The organism is Pseudodesulfovibrio hydrargyri, from assembly GCF_001874525.1.
GTDB classification, from domain to species: Bacteria; Desulfobacterota; Desulfovibrionia; order Desulfovibrionales; family Desulfovibrionaceae; genus Pseudodesulfovibrio; species Pseudodesulfovibrio hydrargyri.
In genome coordinates, this window is sequence record NZ_LKAQ01000001.1 from 476,743 (window position 1) to 498,664 (window position 21,922).

At 64.5% G+C, this 21,922-nt stretch carries 16 protein-coding genes and 2 tRNA genes; 4 read left to right on the forward strand and 14 right to left on the reverse strand.

What is annotated here, in order from left to right:
* Nucleotides 1-33: 33 nt before the first annotated feature.
* The 6 genes from BerOc1_RS02340 to murA all read right to left on the reverse strand — a co-directional run bounded on the left by BerOc1_RS02340 (nucleotide 34) and on the right by murA (nucleotide 7,812).
* On the reverse strand, nucleotides 34-1,182 hold the full coding sequence (locus BerOc1_RS02340) for a PSP1 domain-containing protein (RefSeq protein ID WP_071544107.1): 1,149 nt from the start codon (nucleotides 1,180-1,182) through the stop codon (nucleotides 34-36).
* A gap of 178 nt (nucleotides 1,183-1,360) precedes the next feature.
* On the reverse strand, nucleotides 1,361-1,756 hold the full coding sequence (locus BerOc1_RS02345) for a response regulator (protein WP_071544108.1): 396 nt from the start codon (nucleotides 1,754-1,756) through the stop codon (nucleotides 1,361-1,363).
* Nucleotides 1,757-1,866: 110 nt separating this feature from the next.
* Nucleotides 1,867-2,748, reverse strand: a complete 882-nt coding sequence (locus tag BerOc1_RS02350) for an MBL fold metallo-hydrolase (protein ID WP_071544109.1) — start codon at nucleotides 2,746-2,748, stop codon at nucleotides 1,867-1,869.
* Nucleotides 2,748-3,611, reverse strand: a complete 864-nt coding sequence (locus tag BerOc1_RS02355; protein ID WP_071544110.1) for an HDOD domain-containing protein — start codon at nucleotides 3,609-3,611, stop codon at nucleotides 2,748-2,750. The genes BerOc1_RS02350 and BerOc1_RS02355 overlap by 1 nt, the downstream gene beginning before the upstream one ends.
* A 50-nt stretch (nucleotides 3,612-3,661) precedes the next feature.
* Nucleotides 3,662-6,148 (reverse strand): DNA internalization-related competence protein ComEC/Rec2, encoded by a 2,487-nt coding sequence (locus BerOc1_RS02360; protein ID WP_242652829.1) that lies wholly within the window; start codon nucleotides 6,146-6,148, stop codon nucleotides 3,662-3,664.
* Between the two features lie 407 nt (nucleotides 6,149-6,555).
* Entirely contained in the window at nucleotides 6,556-7,812 is a 1,257-nt protein-coding gene (gene murA, locus BerOc1_RS02365; RefSeq protein WP_071544111.1) for a UDP-N-acetylglucosamine 1-carboxyvinyltransferase, read from the reverse strand.
* A gap of 68 nt (nucleotides 7,813-7,880) precedes the next feature.
* Between murA and BerOc1_RS02370 the strand changes: the two genes are divergently transcribed.
* A tRNA-His gene (locus BerOc1_RS02370) sits at nucleotides 7,881-7,956 on the forward strand.
* A 7-nt stretch (nucleotides 7,957-7,963) separates the two neighbouring features.
* Here BerOc1_RS02370 and BerOc1_RS02375 read toward each other — a convergent pair.
* The 6 genes from BerOc1_RS02375 to BerOc1_RS02400 all read right to left on the reverse strand — a co-directional run bounded on the left by BerOc1_RS02375 (nucleotide 7,964) and on the right by BerOc1_RS02400 (nucleotide 15,680).
* Nucleotides 7,964-8,713 (reverse strand): lipid-binding SYLF domain-containing protein, encoded by a 750-nt coding sequence (locus BerOc1_RS02375; RefSeq protein ID WP_084641006.1) that lies wholly within the window; start codon nucleotides 8,711-8,713, stop codon nucleotides 7,964-7,966.
* Nucleotides 8,714-8,744: 31 nt separating this feature from the next.
* A complete protein-coding gene (selB, locus tag BerOc1_RS02380) occupies nucleotides 8,745-10,652 on the reverse strand; it encodes a selenocysteine-specific translation elongation factor (protein ID WP_071544113.1) in 1,908 nt (635 codons plus the stop codon).
* Nucleotides 10,653-11,018: 366 nt separating this feature from the next.
* Nucleotides 11,019-11,639 carry a LysE family transporter gene (locus BerOc1_RS02385; protein ID WP_071544114.1) on the reverse strand — a complete coding sequence of 207 codons (621 nt, stop codon included), beginning with the start codon at nucleotides 11,637-11,639 and terminating at the stop codon, nucleotides 11,019-11,021.
* 7 nt (nucleotides 11,640-11,646) lie between these two features.
* Nucleotides 11,647-13,029 (reverse strand): aminopeptidase, encoded by a 1,383-nt coding sequence (locus BerOc1_RS02390; RefSeq protein WP_084641008.1) that lies wholly within the window; start codon nucleotides 13,027-13,029, stop codon nucleotides 11,647-11,649.
* Between the two features lie 13 nt (nucleotides 13,030-13,042).
* Nucleotides 13,043-14,449: an L-seryl-tRNA(Sec) selenium transferase gene (selA, locus tag BerOc1_RS02395; RefSeq protein WP_071544116.1), complete on the reverse strand. Its 1,407-nt coding sequence runs from the start codon at nucleotides 14,447-14,449 to the stop codon at nucleotides 13,043-13,045.
* Between the two features lie 13 nt (nucleotides 14,450-14,462).
* On the reverse strand, nucleotides 14,463-15,680 hold the full coding sequence (locus BerOc1_RS02400) for a bifunctional folylpolyglutamate synthase/dihydrofolate synthase (RefSeq protein WP_242652831.1): 1,218 nt from the start codon (nucleotides 15,678-15,680) through the stop codon (nucleotides 14,463-14,465).
* Nucleotides 15,681-15,853: 173 nt separating this feature from the next.
* Here BerOc1_RS02400 and BerOc1_RS02405 point away from each other — a divergent pair, with 173 nt between their 5' ends.
* A complete protein-coding gene (locus BerOc1_RS02405) occupies nucleotides 15,854-17,608 on the forward strand; it encodes a methyl-accepting chemotaxis protein (RefSeq protein ID WP_071544118.1) in 1,755 nt (584 codons plus the stop codon).
* Nucleotides 17,609-17,682: 74 nt separating this feature from the next.
* Here the strand turns inward: BerOc1_RS02405 and BerOc1_RS02410 are convergent, their stop codons facing one another.
* Nucleotides 17,683-18,588 carry an AEC family transporter gene (locus BerOc1_RS02410; RefSeq protein WP_071544119.1) on the reverse strand — a complete coding sequence of 302 codons (906 nt, stop codon included), beginning with the start codon at nucleotides 18,586-18,588 and terminating at the stop codon, nucleotides 17,683-17,685.
* 158 nt (nucleotides 18,589-18,746) lie between these two features.
* Between BerOc1_RS02410 and BerOc1_RS02415 the strand changes: the two genes are divergently transcribed.
* Together BerOc1_RS02415 and BerOc1_RS02420 are read left to right on the forward strand one after the other, a co-directional pair.
* A tRNA-Leu gene (locus BerOc1_RS02415) sits at nucleotides 18,747-18,833 on the forward strand.
* Nucleotides 18,834-18,986: 153 nt separating this feature from the next.
* Complete coding sequence (locus BerOc1_RS02420; RefSeq protein WP_071544120.1) at nucleotides 18,987-20,672, forward strand: site-specific integrase; 1,686 nt, start codon at nucleotides 18,987-18,989, stop codon at nucleotides 20,670-20,672.
* 152 nt (nucleotides 20,673-20,824) lie between these two features.
* Here the strand turns inward: BerOc1_RS02420 and BerOc1_RS02425 are convergent, their stop codons facing one another.
* On the reverse strand, nucleotides 20,825-21,781 hold the full coding sequence (locus tag BerOc1_RS02425) for an integrase domain-containing protein (RefSeq protein ID WP_071544121.1): 957 nt from the start codon (nucleotides 21,779-21,781) through the stop codon (nucleotides 20,825-20,827).
* Between the last annotated feature and the right edge of the window lie 141 nt (nucleotides 21,782-21,922).

Sequence of the window (21,922 nt, forward strand, 5' to 3'; positions counted from 1 at the left end):
CTTGTCGTGACGAAAGCGGCCGCCGGACGGGCGTTACTTTTTGGGAGGCCTGCGCCTGCGCCTTCTGGGCCTGCGGCCGCGCTTTGACTTGGCGTCGTCCGCCTCCCCCGCGTCTGGGCCGGAGGCCGCCTGTTCGGGCCCCGGTTCGGAAGCGTCCGCCTTGTACGGCGTCTCCTTGCGGGGACGGCGCTTGCGGTCGTCCCGCGCCGGTCTGGCTTCCCGGGCGCTGGGCGGATTCTCGGAATCGGACGGGCCGGGCTCGCCGGATTGGGAGCCGCCCGTTTCGGGCCGGGGCGGACGTCGTCCGCCTCTCCGTGCCTGGGGAACGGCGGCCCGGGCCTTGGCTTCCGCCTTGGCCTCGTCGCTCGGCGGCTTGTTAACTATTTCATTCCATTCGTCAATGGAAACTTCCTGCTCTTCGAAGCTCTCGTCAAGCAGGGATAAGGACTTTTTGAAGAAATTGGAACGAAGGACCTTCATCTGCCCGAGCGAGGTCTGATACTTCTTGCCCACGCGCGGGCACATGCGGTGGAATTCCTCGTAGCCCTTCTGCTCGAAGCTCAGGCAACAGAGCAGCCGCCCACAGATACCGGAAATCTTGGTGGGATTGAGGAACAGGTTCTGCTCCTTGGCCATCTTGATGGTCACGGGAACGAACTTGCGCATGAACCGGCGGCAGCAGCACATCTGTCCGCAGTTGCCGATGGCCCCGAGCATCTGGGTCTCGTGGCGCACGCCGATCTGCCGCAGCTCGATGCGGGTGCGGTATTCCTTGACCAGGTCCTTGATCAACTCGCGGAAGTCGATGCGGCCGGGGGCGGTGAAGTAGAAGACCATCTTGGAGCGGTCGAAGAAGACCTCCACGTCGACCAGTTTCATGCCTAGCTTGTGAGTGTTGATGCAGGCCCGGCAGAACTTGAAGGCATCCTTGGACAGGACCTCGTTCTCGGCCACGGCCTCCATGTCCTTTTCGTTGGCCAGCCGGTAGATGGCCGCGTGCCCCTCGGGGTCCTCGTCGTCCATCTCCTTGGGCGCCTGGCGGACGAGGATGACCTTGCCCAGCCCCATGCCCTGGTCGGTCTTGACGATGACGTGCTGGCCCTCGCGGACTACGAACGGACCGGAGCCGAAGTAATACACCTGCCCGTAGTCATTGAATTTTACACCAAGTGTTTGGCTCATGAATTCCTATCCTGTATAAAAGCCCCCCAGGTCGCGGGGGGAGTGAGTATCGAGCAAAGAGAGTTAACATATTAGAAAACGGCTCCAACTTCAAATCCGTTCGCCAACGCGAAACCGGATGCCGCTTCTAGGCACGGCACCCGGCTGCAACGTCTTCAATTCGCTGGCGTTGTTCGCTTCAGATGAGGCCGAGGCTCTTGATCTCTTCCATGAGCTTGGCCTCGTCGATGGGCTTGACCAGGTAGGAAGTGGCCCCGCCAAGGAAGAAGGCGTCGTGCGTCTCCTTCTCGTCCGCGAGCATGGTGGTGACGATGACCTTGGATTCACGGTGCGGGCTGACGCCGTTCTCCTGCTCCAGGGTGCGGATTTCGCGCAGGGCCTGCTGGCCGTCCAGTTCGGGCATGAGCAGGTCGAGGCAGATCAGGTCGTAGGGCTCCCCGTCGAGCAGGCCCCGACGGAATGCCTCGATGGCCTCCTCGCCGTTCACGGCGATGTCGCATTTGGCGACCTGACGCAATATTTCGTGAATCATGTTCCGGCTATAAAAATCGTCATCCACGATCAACGCTTTCATCTTTCGCCCTCCTCTGAGCCTCATCGTCTTGAGTTGGAGATATGTTTCAATGTCATTTTCTCATGAAAAGCGCAACAGTTCGGCCCGTCCGAAAGCGCACGAACGACAGCTCACGGTTCGAGCTCCATGCCCTCCCGGGCCAGTTCGAAGCGCACGCCCCGGTCCTTCCAGCGGGCCCGCAGCCAGGCGTCCAGCCCGTCCAGGTCCTCGTCCGTCCGGTTCACGTCGTGGTGGGTCAGCACAGCCATGCCCACCCCGGCCGCGCGGGCCAGTTCCAGGGCCGACTGCATGGAGCCGTGGCCCCAGCCCTTTTTGAGCCGGTACTCCTCCGGGGTGTACTGGCCGTCGACAATCAGCAGGTCCACCCCGCGCAGCAGGTCGAGGACGGCCCGCCTGCGCTCGGCCACCAGGGCCTCGTAGACGTTAAAGTCCTCGTCCCCCGGCGAATAGATGTTGGAGAACGGCTCGTGGTCGCCGGTGAAAAACAGGGAACGGCCGTCGCAACGCACCAGGTATCCGAAATTCGGAGCAGGATGGTTCATGAGCAGGGGCGTGACCCGGGCGAATCCCAGGTCCACGGTCTCGCCCTCGGCCAGGGTGCGGTATCGGATGTCGGCCGCCAGCTCGGCGGTCCGCACCGGAAAGAACGGGTACTCCATCTGCCGCGACAGGGCGGCCTCGATGCCGGTCATGTTCAGCGGATCGCCCGGCCCGTGCACGGTCACCCGGCTGCCGGGCGTGAACAGAGGCATGAAGAACGGCAGCCCGGAGATATGATCCCAGTGGACGTGGGTGATGAAGATGTCGCAGGACACGGGCCCTTCGGCCGCCAGCTCGCCCCCCAGCTCCCGGATGCCGGTGCCCGCGTCGAGGACGAGCAGGCCGCCGCCGTCGGCGCGCACCTCAATGCAGGAGGTGTTGCCGCCGTACTTGAGGGTCTCCGGCCCGGGAACGGGCAGGGAGCCGCGCGTGCCCCGGAACCGGACGCGCATCAGCGGGACTCCCCGAGCTTGATGAAGATGCGCGCGTTCTCGACCTCCTCGCCCAGGGAAGGCAAATCCGCGATGAGTTCGTCCATGGTCATGCCCAGCCGGTTGACGACGCCCGCGGGCAGCGGCTCCACATGGAAATCGCCCGCAGAGCCGAAGGACAGCTTCTTGCTGATCTGGTTGGCGGTGAACAGGCAGTCGGTGAGCATGAAGTCCCCGCCCTCTCCCATGGAATGGTGGGATGCGATGGTTTCCCGCAACTCGCCGGGCAGGTGCCACTTCTCGGCCAGCAGCCCGCCGATGTCCGCGTGGGTGGCCCCAATGACCTCCAGCTCGCAGCGATGCAGGGAACTTCCCGGCTCGGCGGCCAGGCGGATGGCGGTCTGAAACCGGTCGGGCAAGTACAGGGCGAAGACCACCTTGCCGATGTCGTGGAGCAGCCCGGCCGCGAAATAGTTGGCCACGTCGTCGCGGGAGACCCCGAGCTTTCGGCCGAGCATGGACGCGCAGGCGGCCACGGCCAGGGAATGGAGCCAGAACGCGCCCATGTCCAGCCGGTCCGAGGCGGAACGGGGAATGGCCCCCACCGCGGCCAGCCCGAGGGACACGTTCTTCAGGGTGTTCAGGCCGAGGTAGACGCTGGCGTGGTTGATGGAGGAGATCTCCCTGGACAGTCCGAAATAGGGAGAGTTGACCAGACGCAAAATCTTGAGGGTGAAAACCGGGTCCTTCTTGATGACCTCGACCAAGTCCTTCTGAGAGCAGTTGATGTCCCCGGACAGCTCCAGGATCTGATGCACACTCTCGGGAAACGCGGGCATCCGCTCCACGGCCTCGAGCAATGTCTGTCTGACGTCGTTGTTCATGCGCTGATCTGCCTGCCTCGACGGCGCTCGGGGGCGAACCGCCTCCATATTTATTCGGTCTCGGGACCGGATTCGCCCTCTACTCGGACTTCTATATCAGACGGACATTCCTGGCAAGGGTCGCGCATGGGCCGCACCTCGAGAGGTCCTCCGCCCCCGTCCCAGGAGCAGACCACCCGGCCGTTTCGCGCCGTGGAGTACACTCCGGCCCCGGCCGCCGAAGCCGCCTCGACCACGCCCGGGTCCGGGAACCCGTAGCGGTTCATGAAGCCGTTGGAGCACAGGACCGCCTTGGGTCGCACCCCGGCGTAAAAATCCGAATCGAAACTCCTGCGGCTGCCATGATGCGGCAGTACCAGGACCTCGGCCGCCATGTCCGCCCCCCGATCGAGCATGGCCCGGATGCCGCTGGTCTCGACGTCGCCCGGCAACAGCGCCAGCGCCCGCCCTTCCCTCTCCAGCCGCAGGACCAGAGACCGCTCGTTGGCCCGCGCACCGGCGAACTCCGCGTCCGGATGCAGGACCGCCATCCGCGCGCCGGACGACAGGTCCACCGCATCCCCGGCGGCCAGGGCCGAGACCTTGACGCCGCTGCCGGGCAAGGCCCGGTCCAGCCGCTCGCCGGTCAGGCCGCGCGGGAGCATGCCATTGGTGTACAACGCCCTCACTTCGAACCGCTCGATGAGGTACGGCAGCCCATGACTGTGATCCACGTCCGGATGGGACAGAAAGATACCGTCCAGTCGGGGCGGCCGCCCCAGGGCCAGGGACGGCCCGACCACGGCCTCGCCCAAGTCGTAGGTGGCCGACCCGCCGCCCGCGTCCACCAGCCAGCGGCGCCCGCCGGGCAGGGAGACGACCAGGGACTGGCCCAGCCCCACGTCGAGCATGGTCAGGCCGACCCGGTCGCGGCTGTCCTCGGCCATGACAAAGACATGCGGCGCGACCAGCAGGACGAACCCGAGCCCGGCCAAAAGCGCCGGTACCCGACGCGTCGAGCGCAGGCAGACCGCCGCCGTGACCAGGAGCAGCGCGAAGCCGAGCATCTCGGGCCACAGGGGCCGCAACACGGCAAAGACCGGGGTCAACCCGCTCGACCGCGCCGCGTCCAGCAGCCAGAGCAGCCCGTCCGCCAGGCGTGCCGCAAGGCCGAGCAGCAGCCCTGCCGCCCGCGCGGTCCAGCCAAAGCCGGTCAAAAGCGCGCCGAGCAGCCCCAGCGGCATGATCGCCAATCCCAGAACCGGCAGCCAGACCAGGTTGAGCAACAGATTGGGGCTGAACGTGCCGAAATACCAGGAGACCAGCGGCATGATCGCCAGGGTGGCGCAGACGCTGACCGCCAGCGTGCCGGCGGCCCACGAAAACACCCGCCCCACTCCCCTGCGCCGGGTGGCGAAGAGAAACCGGAAAAACGGATAGAGCAGCCCGATCCCGGCCACGGCGGCCAGGGACATCTGCAACCCGAGATCGAACAAGGACAGCGGCGAGACGAAGACGATGGCCGCCAGAGCGAAGAACAGCCCGTCCATGAGCACCCTGCCACGCCCCTGGAGCAGGAGCACGCCCCAGAAGCCGAACATGACCGAGGCCCGGACGAGCGAGGCCGACGGCTGCCCGAGCCAGGCATAGGCCAGGACCAGGGGCGCGGCCAGGAGCACGGCCAGCTTGGGCCTGGGCACACGCAGCAGCAGTCCGGGCCAAAGCAGTCCGGCCAGGTAGGCCAGCCCCCAGCCCATGGCGGCCACAAACCCCACATGCAGCCCGGAAAGAGCCAAAGTATGGGCCAGACCCGCGCCCCGCGTGGCGTCCATGGTGGCCATGTCCAGCCGGGAGCGGTCGCCCGTGGTCAGGGCCAGGACCATGGCCCCGCCCTGTGTCTGGGGCAGATGGTCGGCCACCAGCTCCCGCAACCTCCCGCGCATCCCGGCCAGCGACGACTCGGGCCGCGCGGACCAGACCGGCTTTTCCCGGCTCGCGGGCCAGGCGCGCCAGAAAACGCCCTGCCGCCGCCAATACCAGCGGTAATCCCACAGCCCGGGATTGCCGAAGCCGTGCACCGGCACCACCCGGGACACGGTCCGCACCCGTTGGCCGGGCAACGGCACATAGTCGGGATTGCGGATGAACCAGGCCATTTTCCCGGGCAACGGCTCGCCCCCCTGTCCCGCGTCGGCCCGCACCTTATCGAGAATCACCCGCAGCCGGCGGCCCGGACGCGGCTCGGCCCTGTCCACCGTGCCCTCCAGAACCACGGCCTGGCGCGCCGCCATCCAGCCGGGCATCCCGTCCGGCAAGCCCGGCGTGCGCTGGGTCGCATAGGCGAACCCGAAGACCGCGCACAAGGCCACGGCCAACACCGGCACCCGGCACTCCCGCCCGCGCAGCACGCCCTCGGCAACCAGGAGCAGCAACAACGCCGCTACCCCGGCCACCGTGAACCGGATCGCGAAGACACCGACCGTGAACGCCAGCACATAGGTCTGCCACGGCAACAAGCCCGGCAGCGATTCGTCATATGTCCAGCAGGCACCCTTCACCCCCCTTCCGTTACCAGGAACCGACAGATTGAGAAAGAGAAGGAGGATGCATCCGGCGGCCGGGGGAAGGGGAAAGGGAAACCCTTTGTAAAGGGCTTTCCCTTTCCCCTTCCCCCCGGAACCCCCCATCCCCTTTCCCTTCCTAAACTTTTTGGATACGCATTCGCGTGTACGGCAGATTGAGACAACCTGTGCCGCTTCGCCAGGGCCTGAACGTGCACAAAGAATCGCATAAAATCGCACGGCCACCCGCTCCCGCACGCCCCTGCCGAAGGCACACAAAAAGTTCTGGAGGGGGAGTCCAGAGGGGGAACCTCTTCCAAGAGGTTCCCCCTCTGGCCGCCGGAGGCATCAAAAAAGGCCGGGTCCCCGAAGGGAGCCCGGCCTTTTTTGATGGATACAACGCGCTACGCGCTGACGCGCTTGATGCGGGCGCCGACGCCGGAGAGTTTGGCTTCGATGTTTTCGTAGCCCCGGTCGAGGTGGTAGATGCGTTCGATGGTGGTGGTTCCTTCGGCGGCCAGCCCGGCCAGGACCAGAGAGGCGCTGGCGCGGAGGTCGGAGGCCATGACCGGCGCGCCCTTGAGCGAGCCCACGCCCTTGACCATGGCGGTGCGGCCCTTGAGGCGGATGTCCGCGCCCAGGCGGACGAGTTCGAGGACGTGCATGAAGCGGTTCTCGAAGATTTTTTCCTCGATGGTGCCGGTCCCCTTGCCGAAGCACATCAGGGCCATGAGCTGGGCCTGCATGTCCGTGGGGTAGCCGGGATGCGGCAGCGTGGTCACATCCACGTTTTCGAGCAGCCCGTTGGCCCGGCGGACCAGGACGTAGTTGTCCTCTTCCTGGAGCCAGACGCCCATTTCGCGCAGCTTGTAGCTGACCGCGTCCAGGTCCTGAAACGGGCAGTCCAGGATTTCCAGTTCGCCGCCGGTGATGGCCGCGGCGACCATGTAGGTCCCGGCCTCGATGCGGTCGGGCATGATGCGGTATTCGCAGCCGGACAGGGAGGACACGCCCTCAACGTGCAGGACGCTGGTGCCCTGGCCGGTGATCTTGGCCCCGCAGGCGTTGAGGAAGTTGGCCAGGTCCACGACCTCGGGCTCGCGGGCCGCGTTCTCGATCTCGGTCTCGCCCTCGGCCAGGGCGGCGGCCATGAGGATGTTCTCGGTGCCGCCCACGGTGGGAAAGTCCAGGGTGATGTTGGCGCCCTTGAGGCCGTCCTTGCAGCGCCCCTTGATGTAACCCTCGGTGATCTCGAATTCCGCGCCCATGCGCTCGAAGCCGCGCAGGTGCAGGTCCACCGGGCGGGCACCGATGGCGCAGCCGCCGGGCAGGGCCACCTTGGCCTCGCCGAGCCGGGCCAGAAGCGGGCCGAGGCAGAGCACCGAGGCGCGCATGGTCTTGACCAGGTCGTAGGGGGCCTCGGGTTTGAGGCCGGTGCACAGGCTGGTGGCCGCGTTGTCCTCGAAGGTGGTTTCGCAGCCGAGGATGTTGAGCAGCTTGAGCGAGGTGCGGATGTCGGCCAGCCGGGGCACGTTGGTCAGCGAGACTTTTCCCTCGGCCAGAAGACAGGCCATGAGGATGGGCAGGGCCGCGTTTTTCGCGCCGCTGACCTGGATGCTTCCCTGGAGCGGAACGCCGCCCTCGATGATAAGTTTATCCATGTGTATCCTTTTTTGATTCTTTTGCTTGACCGGGGATGAAAGCTTGGTTAAAAACTGCCCCTCACACGGTGGGTGTAGCTCAGTTGGTAGAGCACCTGGTTGTGGCCCAGGTGGCCGTGGGTTCAAGTCCCATCACTCACCCCAGTTTGACTCAATTGGACGGAACTTCGGTTCCGTCCTTTTCGTTTTTCTGGGATTCGGATGCGGCCTTGTCCAGGAGTTCCAGCAGCCGTTCCGCGCCATGGGGCCGAAGTTGCCTGTCGAAGAGTATGGTCTCGGGCGAGCCGCCTTCCACGCCGGAAAAGGCCTGGTTCAGGTTCGTGCGGTTGGAGAACCCGCCGGTGTTCAGGGCCACGCCCGCATACAGGCCGGACCGCTCGCCCACGAAATAGATTGCTCCGGACTCGTAGAACTCGGGAGTCTGGTCGACATCGAGTTGGGCGTTCAGGGCCACGGCCCGGGCCTTGCCGCTGAGCACCGCGCCCTTTTCCAGGATGTAGCGGACATCGTCCTGGTCCATGATCAGGAGCAGGCCGGATTCCTTGGACACGCCCGCCTGGAGCCCCCAGCCGACCGAGGACTTGGACATGAAGACCGGCCCGGACCAGCCGTTGTCCGTGCGCGCGGCCACCAGCGCGTTGCCGTGGCCGACGGAGAAGATGAAGCCGATGTCGCCGATGGCCGGGATGATCATGATTCCCTTGGCCTCACCGATCAGCCGGTGGACCCGCCCGTCCTTGTCTTCTTTCAGGGAATCTTCAACCATGACGGTGGCTTCATCCACCAGGGCCTGGGCCGTTCCACGGTTCGTGGCCGCCCCCTTGGAGGCGGTCGCCGCGCACCCGGCCAAAAGGGCCAGGAGCAGTGGGACGGCCGCGATGTGCATTGCTCGAATTACCATAGCATTGGCCTAAAGGGTGCGTCCTGACCTGTCAAGAACGTTTGCGCAGTCGGCGGACGTCCCCCACGCGCACGGTCAATTTTTCCTTGTCGAAATACTCGAGGACCGGAATGAGGTATTTGCGCGACAGCCCGGTCAGTTCCTTGAAGTCCGGGGCCGACATCTCGTCGCGGCCGTCAAAGAAGCCGACGACCGCGTCGCGTATCCCGGCAAGGGCCGGTGCGTGGTAGTACATGTCATCCTTGACGCGCGTCAGTTCCCCCTGGTCCTGCATGAGCCGGAGCACGGGCCCGGCCTGCTTGGCGTCCATGCCCAGCGGTTCGAGCACGTCCTTGAGGTTGGGCGGCATGGCCCCGCCCTCGGTGTAGGCGGACAGGATGGTCTCACGGACCTTTTCCTGGTCCGAGGCCAGGGAGACCTTGTGGTCCTTGAGCCGGACGACCTCCTGCTCGGCCACGACATCGCCCTTCTTAAGCAGCCGCTCCAGGAGAAAATGCAGGAGCTTGGGCGGCAGGTCCCGACCCCAGGACGAGGCCAACTCGCCGCGCTGCACGCCGGGCTTCATGGACTCCCTGCGGTGGTAGGCCGCCAGAAATTCCAGGAGTTCCGAAGAGAGGCGCTCAGCCGTCTCCCCCCCCGCATAGCGGCGGGTCTCCTTGTCGAAGAGCACGGCCCGCTGCTGCCCGCCGAGCACCCCCAAGGTCTTTTCCAGCCCCTTGGTCTCCAGGTTGGTCATGGTCAGCAGTTCGGCGAAATTCACCCCCTTGGGCCCGGCCAGTTCCAACTGGGCGGCGGCCACTTCCTCGGGCCGGTCCGAGGCCAGCCGCCCCAGCCGCTCCACATCCTTGGAGAAGCGTTTGACGCGGTGCCCGGACGGGCCGATGAGCCGCCCGCCCGCAAAGGCGCGCAGGGGCGAGAAGGAGCGCAGCACGATGCGATCGCCCCAGACACCGGCCATGGGCTCGGTGAAGCGGGCCTGGCACACGGCGGTCTCGCCGGGCGCGAGTTCGTCGCGGTCGAGCAGGTGGATGCGCGCCAGGACTTCCCGCGCGCCGTGATGGAAATGGATCTCCTTGCGGTGCTTGAGCGGCAGGCGCGAGGATTCGAGCACGGTCAGTTCGATGTCCCAGACGTCGGACGGGAACAGGGAGCCGGGCCGGGCCAGAACGTCGCCCCGGCGGACCTCGTCCACTTCCAGGCCCGCCAGGTTCACGGCCGTGCGCCGTCCGGCCTGGGCCGTCTCCACAGTCTTGCCGTGGGATTGCAGGCCGCGCACCTTGGAGGTGGCCGTGCCCGGATACAGGATCACGTCCTCGCCCACGGACAGGTCGCCGGAGATCATGGTCCCGGTGACCACGGTGCCGTGGCCCTTCATGGTGAAGACCCGGTCCACGGGCAGGCGGAAGAGGTCCGAACGCCGCCTGGGTTTGAACTCGGCCACGAGCTTGCGCAGGGCCTCCTTGAGCTCGTCCAACCCCTGGCCGGTGTGGGCGGACACGGGCAGGACGGGCGCGCCGCCGAGGAAGGTCGGCTCCAGGTAGGCGGCCACCTCCTCCTTGACCATCTCCAGCCACTCCGCGTCGACCATGTCGGTCTTGGTCAGGGCCACCAGACCGGTGGTTACGCCGAGCAGCTGGCAGATTTCCAGATGCTCGCGGGTCTGGGGCATGATGCCTTCATCGGCCGCGATGGCCAGGACCACGAAGTCCACGCCCGCCGCGCCCGCGACCATGTTCTTGACGAACTTCTCATGGCCCGGCACGTCCACTATGCCCAGCCGGTTCTCTTCGCCGAGGTCCAGGAAGGCGAACCCAAGCTCAATGGTGATGCCGCGCTTCTTCTCCTCGGACAGCCGGTCGCAGTCAATGCCGGTCAGGGCCTTGATGAGCGTGGTCTTGCCGTGGTCGATGTGGCCGGCGGTTCCCATGATGACGGGCATAATGCGTGTTCTCCGCTGCGTGCTGTTTGAAATTGAGGGTGCGACAGGAAAGCATGGTAGGAAAAAACCGGCCGCGTAACAAGGCTTCGGACGCAATTCGGGGTTAGAAACGACCTTGCCGCATGAGCGGAAGCCCGCAATCGCGTTGATCTATATTTGATACACAGTGTTATTGCGCATATGAAATACCTATTCCAACAGGAAGCCGTTTTTCCGAGCGAACCGCGGTACTGCGAGATATCCTGCCGGAGGCGTCCCCGCGCCCGCTCACCCCGACGCCCTGGATCAAACGGGCCGCCCAAGACAAGAACCGTGGCGACGTTGGGGCATGACAAAGGGCGGCGGAAATGTTCCCGCCGCCCTCTCTTATTCCTTGGCGAAGATCAGGCGCACGCCGAAAAAGAGCATGAGCGAGCCGATGCAGGCCGACAGCCCCCTTTGGACACGCTGGTAGCCCCGGTGCATGAAGCCCAGGGAAAAGCCCACGGCAACCAGGGAATACCAGGACAGGGAGATGGCGAAGACCAGGGCCAGCGTGGTCAGGGACTGGAACGAATCGAGTTGTTGCGGCAGCAGGGTCAAAAACATGCTCCCGAAAAAGGCCGCGCTCTTGGGGTTGGACAGGTTGGTCAACAGCCCGATGCGGTACCCTCCGGCCCGGCCCGGATCGGCCTCCTCCGTTGCCCGCTCCTGTTGGGCGAAGGCGGACCGGATCACGGTCAGGCCGACGTACAGCAGGTACAGGCCGCCGAGGATCTTGACCGCGCCGTACAGCCAGGCGAAGGCCAGGAACAGGGCGTGCAGTCCGACCATGGCCGAGAAGGCCCAGGTCACGGACCCCGTGGCGATGCCCAGGGCCGTAAGCAGCGCCCGGCCGCGCGTGGCGGTCAGGCCGCTGCGCGCCGCGACCAGGAAATTGGGGCCGGGCAGGATCACGGCCAGGGCCCAGACCAAGCCGAAGCCCCAGAGAAACGAGTAGTCGGACACAATCCCCCTACAGCTTCAGGAACTCGCGGAAGGCCAGGACGCAGGCGTAGATGTCGGCCTTGGCGGACAATTCGAAGGGCGAATGCATGGACAGGACCGGCACGCCCACATCGATGACGTCCATGCCGTACACGGCCAGGAACTTGGCCACGGTGCCACCGCCGCCCGCGTCCACCTTGCCCAGCTCGGACATGTGCCACGGGATGCCCGCGCCGTCGAAAATGGAGCGCAGCCAGCCGATAAAATCCGGATGGGCGTCGTTGGCCCCGACCTTGCCGCGATGGCCGGTGAACTTGTTGAAGCACGGGCCGTAGCCCAGGCGGGCGGCGTTGAGCGGCTCGTACACGTCCTTGTGGTCCGGGTCCATGGCCGCGGACACGTCGGCGGACAGGGCCGAGCCCTTCATCAGCACCGAGGACAGGCGCGCGCCCGGCGCCCAGGCCTCAACCAGCTCCTCCATGCAGTACTCGAAGAAATAGGACTTGGCGCCCGTGGCCCCCTCGGAACCGATCTCCTCCTTGTCCCAGAAGAGCACCACCTGGCAGTATTCGGGCTCGGGCTCGGCCAGCAGGGCCTCCAGCGCGCAGAACACGCTGGACCGGTCGTCCTGGCCGTAGCCGCCGATGAGGGCCTCGTCCAACCCCACGTACCGGGCCGGACCGGCGGGCACGGCCTGCATCTCGGCGCTGAGGAAGTCGGCCTCCTCAATGCCGTAGCGCTTGTGCAGAATCTCCAGGACCTTGCGCTTGACCGGCTCCTTGGCCTTGTCCTCGTCGACCTTGGGGGCCGGGACCGGGGACTGGCCCAGGATGACGTTGAGCTTCTCGGCTTCGAAGGCGTCCTCCACCTTCTTGGTCACTTCCTTGTAGGCCAGGTGCGGCAGCAGGTCGGTGATGGTGAAGACCGGGTCGGCCGGGTCTTCGCCGATGCACACGGAGACCGCCTCGCCGGATTTCTTGACCACGGTGCCGTGCAGGGCCAGGGGGATGGTCAGCCACTGGTACTTGCGGATGCCGCCGTAGTAGTGGGTCTTGGCCAGGCAGATGTCCAGGTCCTCGTAGAGCGGGCGCTGCTTGAGGTCCAGGCGCGGGCAGTCGGCGTGGGCCCCGACCAGGCGGAAGCCGTCGGACAGGGGCCGTTTGCCCTTGCGGGCCAGGAAGCAGGTCTTGTTGCGGTTGAAGCGGTACGCCTGCGGGGCCTTGAGGTCGTCCACGAAACCGGCCCCCTCGACCCGGGCGCGCACGTAGTCCATGACCAGCCGCTCGGTCTTGCATTCGCTCAGAAATTTCAGGTAGTCGGCGGCCAATGCGTCCATGGCCTTGACGTGCTTTTTGGAGGCATACGCCTCCCAGGCGGACGTGGGTTCGTATTCCAATTGCAGCTTGCTCATATGCATATCCTTCCTATTCGGTCAGGGCGGCCACGGCCTGCTTCAGGGCGTGGGCGGCCAGCTTGAGTTCGGAGGACCCCAGGGTGCGGGGGTCCAGCAGAAATTCGTCGTCCTCGATGCGCGCCACCAACGGCGGGTCGGTGTCCAGCAGGGCGTCGCGCAGATCCTCCACGGCCAGGCCGCCCACGGCCACGGTGACCATGGTGCCGGGCAGGTCGTACTCGGGGAAGGCTCCTCCGCCCACGCGGGAGACGCCCTTCTTCATGCCCACCGAGGCTTGCTCGCCCAGTGCCTCGCGCACGGCCTCGGCCAGCCGCCGGGCCTTGGACTTGAGCGCCTCGGGCGAGGCGGTGATCATGTTCAGGGTGGGGATCCTGCGCCGAGCCTCGCCCATGTCGAGGTAGAGCCGCAGGGTCGCCTCCAGGGCGGCCAGGGTCATCTTGTCGATGCGCACGGCCCGGTTGATGGGGTTCTTCTTGATGCGGTCGATGTATTCCCTGCGGCCCACGATGACGCCCGCCTGGGGGCCGCCCAGGACCTTGTCGCCCGAGAACGAGACCACGTCCGCGCCCTGGGCCACCACCTGCTGCACCGTGGGTTCGCCGAGCAGCCCCTCCCCTTCCAGGGAGTAGAGGGAGCCGGAGCCCAGGTCCTCGATGACCGGCAGGTTGTAGCGGTCGCCCAGCACGCGCATCTCGGCCAGGGAGACCTCCTTGGTGAACCCCACCACGCGGAAATTGGAGGTGTGCACACGCATCAGCGCCCCGGTCTCGTCGCCGATGGCGTTCTCGTAATCGTGCACGTGGGTCCGGTTGGTGGCCCCGACCTCGCGGAGAATCGCGCCGGACTTGGCCATGACGTCCGGGATGCGGAAGGAGCCGCCGATTTCGACCAGCTGGCCGCGCGAGACGATGACCTCGCGCCCCTTGGCCAGGGTCTCGAGCATGATGAACACGGCGGCCGCGTTGTTGTTGACCACCAGGGCGGCCTCGGCCCCGGTGATGTCGCACAGGATCTGTTCCACGTGGGAGTAGCGGCTGCCGCGCCTGCCCGTGGCCAGGTCGAACTCGCAGTTGGAATAGTGCCCGCACGCCTCGACCACGGCCTCGATGGCCGACCGGGCCAGCAGGGAGCGGCCCAGGTTGGTGTGCACGACCACGCCCGTGGCGTTGAGCACCCTGCGGAAATGGGGCCGGGCCTTGGACCGGACATAGGCCGTCAGCCGGGGGGCCAGGGCCGCGACCGACAGCTCCTCGGGCCTTGAGAATGCGCCCGCGCGGATTTCCTCGCGGCAGATGTCCAGGAACTCGTTGACCAGGTTCTTGACCAGTGGGCGGGGCAGCCCGCCGATCCCCTCCTCCCTGATCAGGACGGACAGGATCTCGTCCACCGAAGGCAGGTGCCTGAAAAGATTGCTCATGCGTATTCCCGTGTTAGGCGGTGAGAAAACGAGGATTCAGGATATAGAACTCCGCAAGCAAATACAAGGACCCGCACACCAGTGTCGGTCCGTCCACGTCTGGCCCCTGCTCCAGCGCCGCTTCCATGGAATCCGACGCCGTGGCCCGCTCGCCTATGGCCGAGGCGATGGCCCGGTTGTCGGCCGCCCGCTCGCCCTCCATGGCCGGGACCAGGATGGGCCCGTCGGTCAGGGAGCGGATGAACGGCAGCATGTCGGTCAGATTCTTGTCGCGCAGGCAGGCGAAGACCAGCCTGCCCGGCCGGATGTTCTCGGCCCGCAGGGCCGCGCTCAGGGCGGCCAGGGCGTGGGCGTTGTGCGCCCCGTCCAGGATGATCTGGCGACCGTCCAGTTCGACAAACTGGAACCGGCCCGGCAAAAAGGTGCTCTCCAGGCCGAAGACCTCGGTGGCGTGGTCGGTGCGCAGGGACCGGCCCGCCGAGAACCAGCGCCATCCGGCCAGGGCCAGGCGGGCATTGGTCGTCTGGTGGATGCCCTTGAGCCCCAGCTTGATCCCGTCCACCGGCCCGGCCGCGTCCACGGAGTAGACCAGCCGGGCTCCGACCGCCTCGGCCCGCTCCTGCAGCTGGATCATGGCCTCGGGCTCCTGGGGGCCGGTCAGGGCCACCCCGCCCTCGTGGATGGCCCCGGCCTTGTCCCGGGCGATGTCGGCCAGGGTGGGGCCGAGAATCTTCTCGTGATCCAGCCCCATGGGCGTGAACAGGGTCAGCCCCGGCCGGAACACGTTGGTCGCGTCATAGCGTCCGCCCAGCCCGGCTTCCATGACGGCCAGGTCCACCCCGGCGCGCTCGAAGGCGAGCATGGCCAGGCAGGTCTGGAACTCGAAGTAGGTCAGGTCCTCGCCGCCGGGCACGGACATGACCTCGTTGCCCAGCTCCACCCAATCGTCGCGGGAGAGCATGCGCCGGTTGACCTGGATGCGCTCGCGCGGGGAGACGAAATGGGGCGAGATGAAGGTGCCGACCTTCTGCCCGTGGGCGCGGGCCAGGGAGGTCAGGAACGCGGAGGTGGACCCCTTGCCGTTGGTGCCGACCACGTGGACCACGGGCACGGCGGGCAGGCCGTAGGCTTTCCAGAACGCCTCCATGCGGCCGAGCGTCAGGTCCATGCGGAACAGACCCAACCGGTCCATGTAGGCGGTCAGTTCGGTGTAGTTGCTGAATCGTGTCACGAAGGGGTTCCTATCAGGAATGCGGCCGGGATGGAACTCCCCAGAAACGCCCATCCCCGTATTCCCTAATCCCTTTATTCCTATCGGTTCATTATAAATTGCAATCCCCCTATGGTGTAAGGGGAAGCAAATATGCTAGTTGCTGTAGCTGTCCACACTGCAAGGAGAAGCAAATGCTCAGAAAAATGACCATCAAGGTACGTATTCTACTGTTGATATGTTGCATCGTCGTCTTTACGGCCGGATTCACCCTGGCCTTCCTGGACGGCGTGAACACTGTAAAGAACGTGGGCGTCGACTTCGCCACCCAGGCGATGCTCGAAGGCCAGAACTGGAAAATCGAGGTCGCCACCAAGGCCATGGCCGAAAGCCTCGGAACGGCCATCGCCGATGTCCCCGACCCCGAAGCCAAGATCGAGATCATCCGTAAGCTGATCGACAAGATCCGCTTCGAAAGCGACGAGTCCGGCTATTTCTTCGTCTACAACAAGACCACCAACGTGTCCCTGCCCACGAACCACGCCCTGCAGGGCAAGGACCTGGGCCACCTCAAGGACGCCAACGGGGTGCAGCTGGTCGTCGAACTGAACAAGCTGGCCCACAACGGCGGCGGCTTCGTGACCTACATCTGGCCCAAGCCGGGCAAGGGCGACCAGCCCAAGCTCTCCTACGCCACGCTGATCCCCGGCACCGACATGTGGATCGGCACCGGCGTCTACCTCGACAACGTGAATGAGAAGAAGCTGGACATCACCAACAAGATCGGGGACATCGTCTCCAAGTACGTATGGATAGTCGGCTGTTCCATCCTCGGCGTCTTCATCCTGCTCATCCTGCCCTTCTGTCTGCTCATCGTGCGGTCGATCATCCAGCCCCTGAACGAGGCGCTGGAGCTGGCCGACCACGTGGCCGCGGGCGACCTGACCCGCGACATCTCCTCCGAATACAACGACGAGCCCGGCAGGCTGACCGCCTCCCTGGGCGTCATGGTCCGCCGCCTGCGCCAGATCGTGGGCCAGGCCAAGGACGGCGCGGACCAGGTGGCCTCGGGCAGTTCCGAGGTGACCAGCTCGGCCACCTCCCTGGCCGACGGCGCCAACCGCCAGGCCGCGTCCGTGGAAGAGGTTTCCGCCTCCATGGAAGAGATGATCGGGCAGATCAGCCGGAACACGGAGAACGCCACCCAGACCGAGCGCATGGCCCACCAGACGGCCATGGACGCGCAAAAGGGCGGCGATACCGTCATGGAAGCGGTCCACTCCATCAAGAACATCGCCGAAAAGATCTCGATCATCGAGGAGATCGCGCGGCAGACCAACCTCCTGGCGCTGAACGCGGCCATCGAGGCGGCCCGCGCGGGCGAGGCGGGCAAGGGGTTCGCCGTGGTCGCGGCCGAGGTGCGCAAGCTGGCCGAACGCAGCGGCGCGGCCGCCGCCGAGATCGGCGAGCTGTCGACCACCACCCTGGCCAAGGCCGACGAGGCCGGGGCCATGCTGACCCGCATGGTGCCCGATATCCGCAAGACCGCCGACCTGGTCCAGGAAATCTCGGCTGCCAGCTCCGAGCAGAACGCCGGGGCCCAGGAGATCAACCGGGCCATCCAGGAGCTGGACAGCGTCATCCAGCAGAACGCCGGGGCCTCCGAGGAACTGGCGGCGACGGCCAAGGAGTTCACCGCCCAGGCGGGCCAGCTCCAGCACGCCATGCAGTACTTCACCATCGACTCCCGGTCCGCGTCCCGGCCCCAGCCCAGGACGGCCCAACCCAAGGCGTCCCAGCCCAAGGCGGACCGTCCCGAGATGACCCGGGCCAGGGTTTCCCGCCCCGCACAGGCCCAATTGCCGCCCGCCAAACCGCAGGCGCCCGACGCCGGCGGACTCGACCTGGACATGGACGACATGGAGGACAAGGACTTCGAACGGTTCTAGTCCGCCCACCAGAGGAAAACAAAGGGCGCACCGCTACGGCGGCGCGCCCTTTTCATTGTCCGGGGACAGGCCGGTCAGACGAGGGTGAGCAGCCAGTACCACAGGGGGCGGGTCAGGATGGACAGCGGCACGCCTATGCCGAGCATGGTCGCGGCCAGCCTGGGGCGGGCGCCGTAGGTCATGGCGATGATCCCGCCGGAGATCATCGGTCCCATGCCCGCCTCGAAGACCGTCACCTTGGTGGCCGTGTCGGCCCACCCCAGCACCCATACGTAAAGGACCAGGATGAGCACCGGGGCCACGGCCAGCTTGTATCCCAACCCCACGGCCAGTTCCCTGCCCACGCCCGCCACGGACTTGAAGCGCAGGGTCAACCCCACGGACAGCAAAGCCAGGGGACTGAGGGTGGAGCCCAGGCGGGAGAGCATCCCGGCAAGCCATTGCGGATAGGGAACCGCGTGCAGGGCGAAGCCGAGGACGATGGCGATGAGCGGGGGGAAAAGCAGGACCTTGCGGGCCAGTTCGCGTCGGCTCAGGTCCCCGCCCGAAACCCCGGCGGCCAGGACCATGCCGGGACCGGCCAGGACCATGAACGAGCCCGCCGTGTCGCAGAGCATGCCCACGCCGAGATACTGCGGCCCGTAAAAGGCCTCGATCATGGGCAGCCCCACGAAGGAGGTGTTACCGAGACCGCCGGTCAGGGCCAGGCAGACCACGGTCTTGCGGTCCCAGCCCAGGCGGCGGCCCAGGAAGGCGAACAGGGCGTAGCCCGCGCCGAAGACGATCCAGGCCATGGCCGCGGGCGGGATCAGTTCCGGCCCGATGGGCAGGTCGTGGGCGTACAGCAGGGCCAGGGCGGGCAGGGACATGTGGATGATGACCGCGTTGAGCGCGGCCGGACCGTGCTCGTCGATGATCCCCGCGACCCGCAGCCCCACGCCCAGGGCGAAACAGATGCCCAGCAGCAGAAAATTGTCCATTGAATACTCCGGTTGTGCCCTGTCGATACCGGGATTTCACGGCAATTTCAAGACGTTCGGGTCAATCCGCCGCCCCGGGGCCGACGTTTGCGCATTTCCCCGCAAAAAATGCTTGCCAACCGCCCGCAGGGCATATATACCCCTTCTCGCCTGAACGTGCCGAAGTGGTGGAATTGGTAGACACGCATGGTTCAGGACCATGTGGTTTTACGACCGTGGAAGTTCGAGTCTTCTCTTCGGCACCAGATATGAACAAGGGTTGCGGCTAACTAGCTGCAACCCTTTTTCTTTTTTATCCGGCAAGTTACGTGATTGTTTTCTTTTCGGCGTGATTTGACCCTAAGGGGTCAAAGTGATGGGTCAAAGTACCCGGAATCGTCTACCGCCGGAGACGTCACATGCCGCAAATCGCGCGTTCCCCGAACCACCTTTACCGGAAGGGCTCAATCTATTACTTTCGCCACGTCATCCCGCACGACCTGCGGGACTCGTTGGGCCGCTCCGAAGTCAGGATGTCTCTCCAGACGGGCTACCTGGCCGAGGCAAGGCCCAAGGCCCGAATATTGGCCTCGGGCGTAAAACGAATACTGACCAAGATGAGGAACGGTGAACTCCCCATGGATGATTTCGACCAGATAAAAGTCTTCATGAACGACTGGCTCAAGCGTTTCCTGAAAGAAAATGAACACATTGCCATCAAAAAGCTCACACCGCCCAGCCCCCACACGCAATACGTGCCGGGAGATACCGAAAGGATTATCGAAACACTCAAGGCCCTGATGGTGTCCAAAGACTACGCCACCATGCGGAAATACACGATCATGGCGGCTGAAGACGGGGCTTTTGGCCCACCTGACTCGCTCCCCCTGTCCGATGAGTTCGCGCACGAATTCATCAAAACCCTTATCGCCTACTATCGCATCATCAGCCACCGAGCCGAAGGCGATTACACCTTTGAAAAATCCATTCTGCCGCCCGAATCAGTCGCTCCGCAGCCGACACAGGAACCCAAGTCCCAACCCCTGCTTTCCGAAGCCCTGGAACGCTACAAGGCGGACAGGATCGCCGCCAAGCGCTGGAGCGAGGGCAGTGCCAAGGATATCATGTCCACGCTCAACAGCCTTACCGACGTCCTCGGCGACATTCCGGTGGATGAAGTGGACCGGCAAGCTGTGCGCCATGTACGGGATACCCTGCTCCAGCTCCCCCGATTTCGGAACAGCAAACGATTCAAGGGCAAGACCATACAAGAAATGGTCGCCCTTGAACCGGACAACACGGTTGCCGTCAGCACCGTGAATAACAACCTGACCAACATCTCATCATTTTTGACGTGGTGCGAGGATGAGCAGCTTATTCCCACCAACCCCGCTCACCGTCTGAAAATCAAAGAAGAAAAGCCGGAAACGGAACACCGATCCCCGTACACGACCAAAGACTTGGAACACATCTTCAACGCTCCTCAATATGTTGACGACACATTCCTGCACCCGTCCGACTTCTGGTGCCCTATTCTTTCCCTTTTCACGGGCGCACGGCGTGAGGAGGTATGCCAACTCCACGTTGAAGATGTCCGACAGGAGGAAGGGGTGTGGGTCTTGGATGTCAACAAGGAAAAGAATGTTCATGGGTTCGCCAACAAGAAGCTGAAAAACCCAAGTGCCAAACGCCTTCTCCCGCTTCATCCCTTTCTTGTTGAAACACTGCGTTTCCCCGAATTCGCTCGACAACAGGCCGAAACGGGACACCTTCGGGTCTTCCCCGAACTCGTCAAGATCAACACGAACTACGGCCACAAACTCGGCGAAAGGTTCAGTGAATTCAGGAAAACCATCGAACTTGAGGAAGCAGAAGGGGTCAAGGATTTTCACAGCTTGCGGCACACGTTCTCCAACTTCTTCAAGCAGAAGAAGATGCAGGACGACCCGTTCGAACAGACCTTTGGCCACAAGCTCAAGAAGATGTCCGCCGAAAGATATGGGGGGCGTTTCCCGGCCTCCATGTGCTTCGAGGAGGTCATAGCCTACCTCGACTACGGGGTGGACCTGTCTCATCTGGCAAAATCGAAATACGTTCCCAAGTAGTGGCCCTCATTTGGCGATAGTCCTTCCCTTCCGTCGGCCCCAAGCCGACCAGGGGAAAGGACGGTTCCATGGGGAGATAAATCGCCTAGGCGATTTATCTCCCCCATGGAACCTCACGCCCAAAAGGAAAACCCCGCCGAAGCGGGGTCTTGTCACTGACTGCTGCCAAGGTAGGCATCGGACACGTCACGCCGCCCGGCGGAATGTCCTGCGGTCACTTCGATTTCGTCACGGGCTTCGGCATCGAGTCGGGGCCATTCTTCCCCTGCCGCGTTGTGGGCGGCTTGCTGGAAGGCGGCTATGGATTCATGCTGATTAGGCGGCTGGAAGCCTGTATGGGTCACATACATTGTGTGGAATCGTTCATGACGATTGCTGTGCAGGGTCCACCCGCTTTCCTTTTTGGTGAAACCGCACAACCTGGCCGCGTAGGACAACTTTTCTTGCCACTTGTCCCCCATACCTTCAGGCATCAGGTTGTGGATCCCCGGCCTGTCCGACAGGCTGACAAACGGCAATGCGCTCTGCAGAGCAGCCTGCTGCTTGTCGGACAGATTGGTCAGCGTCCTCGGCCGTCCCCCTTTTGTCCCATACCGGACGAGCAAGCTGCGGCCTTCCCTATTCCAGTCCGCGACCAGATCGACTTTGGCCGATTCTTCCCGGCGAAGGCCCAGTTCCCATTGCAGGCGAATTTGGGCGGCACACCGGGGACCATATTCATAGCCAAGCTCGTTTTCCAGCTTGTCGATTGCCCCCTGCACGAAGGCGGGGGCAACCGCTTTGCTGTTGGCGTTGGCAATGCTGCCCCGCCGGACGTCGAACACATCATTGGTCGGGCTGATGCCGGTATTCCCGTAGGCCTTGCAAAGGTCACGGGCCGCCGAAAAGATTTCGGCGATACGCCCGTCACCCTTGCCTTCTTCCTGCATTTGCCGGGCAACTGCCGCAAAATGCTTGTTCGTGACATTGGTCCATTTGCGAACCCCGAACCCCGCGCGGCGAAGCCGCTTGGCAAAGGCTCGGGCATTCTGACGGACCCTGTATTGCTTCGAGCGCGGACCGGACAGGGTTGCCCTATTCGCGCCCAGTACCAGACTGATGGATTTCATGTGAATCTCCTTCCTGAAGTTCGGGGTAATGCCCCGGGACAAAGCGAACCCACGGGTCCGCCTATGGCGCGAACGCGCCACACAACAACCGACACGGGACAAATCAATGTCCGTTTCCCACTGAAGGAAAATTCAGGAATC